Below are 242 nucleotides of genomic sequence, written 5' to 3'. Positions count from 1 at the left end.
AGGGAAAAAAGACAGTCGCAGAGGGGCTGACTGAGATAAAAAAAGAGCAGCGTAGCTTGCTGGATCAGTCAGCAGAAATCGCAAAAAAAGGAATCGGAGTAGTCGCGGGGGCGCTTCAAATCGCCACAGGTGCTGGAATTTGCTACGCCTCGGTGGGGAGCCTTTGCCTCATCGCAGGCGTCCCGTTGATGGCCCATGGTGCTAATAACTTATATGAAGGAGGACGTAACCTCGAAACCTAA

1 protein-coding gene is annotated in these 242 nt (G+C 51.7%); it reads left to right on the top strand.

Annotated features, from left to right (window positions below; translation table 11 throughout):
• Nucleotides 1–242, top strand: a 242-nt coding sequence (locus tag AC0L3S_RS39675) for a DUF4225 domain-containing protein (protein ID WP_473285433.1), incomplete at its 5' end; no start/stop codon positions are given.

The sequence above is a fragment of the Bradyrhizobium sp. Ken01 genome (genome assembly GCF_055807355.1).
This window is presented reverse-complemented; position numbering and strand designations above follow the sequence as displayed.